At 73.3% G+C, this 5,008-nt stretch carries 4 protein-coding genes; all 4 read right to left on the bottom strand.

The genetic code is table 11. The features are described from left to right. A partial coding sequence (cimA, locus tag CR470_RS35725) for a citramalate synthase (RefSeq protein WP_097871732.1) occupies positions 1-1,563 on the bottom strand: 1,563 nt, incomplete at its 3' end. Positions 1,564-1,570: 7 nt separating this feature from the next. Then, entirely contained in the window at positions 1,571-2,605 is a 1,035-nt protein-coding gene (gene rfbB / locus CR470_RS35720) for a dTDP-glucose 4,6-dehydratase (protein ID WP_097871730.1), read from the bottom strand. Further along, positions 2,602-3,666 carry a glucose-1-phosphate thymidylyltransferase gene (locus tag CR470_RS35715; protein WP_097871728.1) on the bottom strand — a complete coding sequence of 355 codons (1,065 nt, stop codon included), beginning with the start codon at positions 3,664-3,666 and terminating at the stop codon, positions 2,602-2,604. Before CR470_RS35715 ends, rfbB begins: the two co-directional genes overlap by 4 nt. Next, a complete protein-coding gene (locus CR470_RS35710; protein ID WP_097871725.1) occupies positions 3,663-4,799 on the bottom strand; it encodes a DegT/DnrJ/EryC1/StrS family aminotransferase in 1,137 nt (378 codons plus the stop codon). Before CR470_RS35710 ends, CR470_RS35715 begins: the two co-directional genes overlap by 4 nt. Positions 4,800-5,008: the final 209 nt, after the last annotated feature.

Below are 5,008 nucleotides of genomic sequence, written 5' to 3'. Positions count from 1 at the left end.
GTCCAGCAGGGCGTGGCGTGCCATGTCGAGCAGCGCGTGCCACCCCGCCGCGACGGCGTTGCCGCCGACGCCGACGGTGCCCCACTCGCGGTCGCCGGCGCGATGGGTGAGCAGCACCTGGCAGGATGCCTCCCCCTCGCCGTCGGGCCCGAGCGGGCGCTCCCGTCCGCCGGACAGGACGACGGTGCGGAAGGCGGGGAAGAACGGGTCGAGGGCGTCGTGCAGCGCCCGGTCCAGCGCGTGCAGCGGGGCGCCGGCGCGGCCCGTACCGCTGAGCGACACGTCCCGGACCCGGAGCCGCACCCTGGCCTCGGTCCCGGTGGGGCCGCCTCCGCAGACGGTGACGCGCCACGAGTCGATGGTGAAGTGGGTCTCGACGGCGTCGCCGTACAGTTCCTCGCGCATCAGCAGCTCGAAGGACGCGTCGGCGGTGTCGAAGCTGTGGCCGGCGGCCTCCAGCGCCTTGACCCGGGCGGCGATCCGCGCGACGGGTTCGGAGCCGGCCTCCAAGGCGTAGCCCAGCTCCGCGGCCTTCAGCGCGACGGAGGAGCGCCCGCCCAGGTCGGACACCACGGTCCGCATGCGGTTGCCGACCTCGGCGGGGTCCGTGTGCTGGTAGAGCCCGGGGTCGACGCGGAGCGCGGAGGCGTGCAGTCCGGCCTTGTGCGTGAAGGCGTCCTCGCCGACGTACGGTGCGGAGGAGCGTTCCGGGACACGGGTGATCACCGCCACCTCGCGGGCGATCCGGGACATGTCGGCGAGGGCACCGGGCGGCAGGCAGGGGACGCCGCGTTTGAGGACGAGGTTGGCGGCGACGGAGAACAGGTCGGCGTTGCCGCAGCGTTCTCCGTAGCCGTGGGCGGTGCCCTGCGCGTGCACGGCCCCGGCGTCGACGGCGGCGAGGGTGGCGGCCACGGCGCATCCGGAGTCGTCGTGGCAGTGGATTCCGAGCCGGACGCCGGTCGCCTCCAGGGTGGCGGCGACGGTCGCGCGCACCTCGTCGGGCAGGGTGCCGCCGTTGGTGTCGCAGAGGACCACGGCGTCCGCCCCGGCCTCGGCGGCGGCGCGGACGGTCTCCAGCGCGTACTCGGGCGCGGTGCGGTACCCCTCGAAGTAGTGCTCGGCGTCGACGAACACCTGGCGCCCGGCGTGCACGAGGTGCCGTACGGTGCTGCCGATCATGGCGAGGTTCTCGGCGAGGGTGGTGCGCAGCGCCCGCTCCACATGCCGCCGGTCGGCCTTGGCGACGAGTGTCACCACCGGGGTGTCGGCCTCCAGCAGCGCCCGGACCTGCGGGTCGACGGAGACCAGCACACCTGGCCGCCGGGTGGCCCCGAAGGCAGCCAACCGGGCGTGGTTCAGGTCGAGTTCGGTGCGTGCCCGGCGGAAGAACTCGGTGTCGCGGGGCACCGCGCCGGGCCAGCCGCCCTCCAGGTAGCCGACGCCGAGGCCGTCCAGGCTGCGGGCGACGGCGAGTTTCTCGTCGACCGTGAGGGTGAGGCCCTTCTTCTGGGTGCCGTCGCGCAGGGTTGTGTCGTACAGCTGGAACCGCTGGGTGGCCATCGTCCCGCTACCTCGTCCCCGTGTTGTCGAATGCCCGGCCCTGCTCGGCGGTGGACACCGCGGCGCCGACCGGGCGCGTGTGCGGGGAGTGCCGCCACCGCTCGGGGTGCTCGCGATACCAGGCGACGGTCTGCGCCAGCCCGTCCGCGAACGCGATGCGCGGGGCGTAGCCGAGCTGCTCCCGGATCTTCGTGTCGTCGAGGGAGTACCGCTGGTCGTGGCCCTTGCGGTCCGCGACGTACCCGAGGAGGGTCGGCGGCGCGCCGCACAGGTCCAGCAGCGCCCCGGCGACGTCCCTGTTGGTGCGTTCGTCCCCTCCGCCGATGTTGTAGACCTCGCCCGAGCGGCCCCGGGTGAGCACCAGGTGCACCCCGTCGCAGTGGTCGCTGACGTGCACCCACTCGCGGCTGTGCGAGCCGTCGCCGTAGAGCGGTACGGGCTGCCGTTCCAGCAGGCGTGTGGTGAAGGCCGGGATGAGCTTCTCGACGTGCTGGTAGGGCCCGTAGTTGTTGGAGCAGCGGGTGACGGACAGGTCGAGTCCGTGGCTGCGCACGTAGGAGAGGGCGACCAGGTCGCTCGCCGCCTTCGACGCGGCGTACGGGGAGTTGGGCACGAGCGGCCACTCCTCGGTCCAGGAACCGCGCTCGATGGAGCCGTACACCTCGTCGGTGGAGACGTGCACGACGCGCTGCACCCCGGTGCGGAGGCAGGCGTGCAGCAGGGCCTCGGTGCCGGTGACGTTGGCGCGGATGAACGCCGAGGCGTCCACCAGGGAGCGGTCGACGTGCGACTCGGCGGCAAAGTGCACCACGGCGTCATGGCCGGGCAGCAGGTCCAGCAGCAGCGGCAGGTCGCAGATGTCGCCGTGCACGAACGTCAGCCGCGGGTGCCGTTCGGGCAGGTTGGTGCGGTCGCCCGCGTAGGTGAGGGCGTCCAGGACGGTGACGCGGGTGTCCGTGAAGCCGGGACGGTCCCCGTCGAGCAGGGTGCGGACGTAGTGGGAGCCGATGAAGCCCGCCGCGCCGGTGACGAGGAGCCTCATCCCGCGATCTCCGCTCTGGCGTGGTCCCCGAGCACCAGCCGTTGGCCGGGCGGTCCGCTGCGCCGGTCCACCCGGGCGTGCTGCCCGATGACGGAGGCGCGGACGTCGGGAACGCCGTGGACGTGGGCGCCGTCGAGCAGGATGGAGGTCCCGACGCCGGACGCGCTGACGGAGCACTGCCGGCCGATGGCGGTGTGCGGACCGATGCGGCTGTCCAGGACGGTCGTGCCCGCGCCGATGGTCACGGGCCCCTGGATACGCGAGCGGACGACGCGGGCGCCCGGCGCGATGCGGACCGGTCCGGTCAGCTCGCTCGCCGCGTCGACCTCGCCGTCCACCCCGGGCTCCAGGTGGTCGAGCAGCTCGCGGTTGCAGTCGAGGAGGTCCTCGATGGTGCCGGTGTCCTTCCAGTAGCCCGTGTGCACCTGGGCGTGCACCGTGTCACCGCGGGAGACGAGCCACTGGAGGGCGTCGGTGATCTCCAGTTCGCCGCGGGCGCTCGGGCTGATCGCGGCCACCGCCTCGTGCAGCGCGGGCGTGCAGAAGTACGCGCCGATGACGGCGAGGTCGCTGCGCGGCTCGGCCGGCTTCTCCACGATCCGGGTCACCCGGCCGTCGGGGTCGAGTTCGGCGACGCCGAAGGCGCGCGGATCGGACACCTTGTGCACCACGATCTGGGCCGCCGGGCGCTTGGCGCGGAACGCCGTCGCGTAGTCGGCGAGGCCGCCGGGGAACACGTTGTCGCCGAGGAAGAGGACGAAGTCGTCGCCGCCGAGGAAGTCCCGGGCCAGCGACACGCAGTGGGCGATGCCGCGGGGCCGGTCCTGGGGCAGGTAGGTGAGACGCAGGCCGAGGCCGGACCCGTCGCCGAGCGCCTGTTCCGTCTGTGCTCCGAACTCCCCCACGACGAGGGCGATCTCGGTGATGCCGATGTCCCGCAGCCGGTTGAGGGCGTGCACGACGACCGGCACGCCCGCCACCGGGAGGAGCTGCTTGGGCACGGTGTGGGTGAGCGGGCGCAGGCGGCTGCCCAGGCCGCCCGCCGCTACGAGGCCCTTCACCGGCTTCCCTCCTCGAATCCGGCCAGCACCTCGCGCAGCGCGCCGATCACCCGGTCCTGGGCCTCGGGCGCCAGCGAGGGGTACATCGGCAGGGAGAAGATCTGCGTGGCGAGCCGCTCGGTGACGGGCAGCGACCCCGGTGCGTAGCCCAGGTGCCGGAAGCCGCTCATGGTGTGGACGGGCCACGGGTAGCTGATGTTGAGCACGATCTGCCGCTCCTTGAGGGCGGCGATGATCTCGTCGCGGCGCGGGTGCCGGACGACGTACACGTAGTGGACGTGCTCGTTGCCGGGCGCGGTGGCCGGCAGCACCAGTCCCCCCTCGCGGGCCAGGTCGCCGAGGCCTCGCGCGTAGCGGGCGGCGACGGCGCGGCGGCGGTCCACGTAGTCGTCGAGCCGGCGCAGCTTGCGGCGCAGGATCTCCGCCTGCACCTCGTCGAGCCGGCTGTTGTGGGCGGGCCTGTCGACGACGTAGTACGTCTCCTCCATGCCGTAGTACCGCAACCGGCGCAGCGCCTTGTCCACGGCCGCGTCGGCGGTGAGCACGGCGCCGCCGTCGCCGTAGGCCCCCAGCACCTTGGTCGGGTAGAAGGAGAAGGCCGCGGCGGTCCCGAACGTCCCGGCGGGCTGCCCGTGGTGGCGGGCGCCGTGGGCCTGGGCGCAGTCCTCGACGACGACCAGGCCGTGCGCGTCGGCGATCTCCCGCAGCGGGGCCATGTCCACGCACTGCCCGTACAGGTGCACCGGCAGCAGCGCCTTGGTCCGCGGTGTGACGGCGGCCGCGACCTGCGCGGTGTCCATGAGGTAGTCGCTCTCGCGGACGTCCACGAAGACGGGGGTCGCGCCGGTGCCGTCGATGGCGACGACCGTGGGGGCCGCCGTGTTGGACACGGTGATCACCTCGTCGCCGGGACCGACCCCCGCGGCCTGGAGCGCGAGTTTCACCGCGTTGGTGCCGTTGTCGACGCCGACGCAGTGCGCGAGTCCGTGGTAGGCGGCGAACTCCGCCTCGAAGCCCTGGACAGAGGGCCCGAGGACGAGTCGGCCCGAGCCGAAGACCGTCTCCACCGCGTCGATGATGTCCTTGCGCTCGTGTTCGTACTCGGGCAGGTAGTCCCACACGTGCATGGTCATGAGAGCGTCACCCTCCAAGGGCGTCACGGGTTCCCGGCGGGCCCGGCTGCTCGGCGCAGCGTGCGGCGCTCCGGTCGCGGACTGCTTGAGGACCGCTGGGCACCGTCGGGTCAGTCCTCGGGGCCGTCGAGCCCGGCGGCTCCCGCGTCCAGGAGTGCGGCGATCTCCGCCTCGTCCAGGCCCGCGCGGGCCAGCACCTCCCTGGTGTC

Origin of the sequence: Streptomyces sp. rh34 (assembly GCF_002551245.1) — a bacterium.
In the GTDB taxonomy this organism is placed as follows: Bacteria; Actinomycetota; Actinomycetes; order Streptomycetales; family Streptomycetaceae; genus Streptomyces.
This window is presented reverse-complemented; position numbering and strand designations above follow the sequence as displayed.

Bases quoted from the DNA above. Each gene is read 5' to 3' on its own strand.
- rfbB (WP_097871730.1), bottom strand. From the start codon at position 2,605: ATGAGGCTCCTCGTCACCGGCGCGGCGGGCTTCATCGGCTCCCACTAC.
- CR470_RS35710 (WP_097871725.1), bottom strand. From the start codon at position 4,799: ATGACCATGCACGTGTGGGACTACCTGCCCGAGTACGAACACGAGCGC.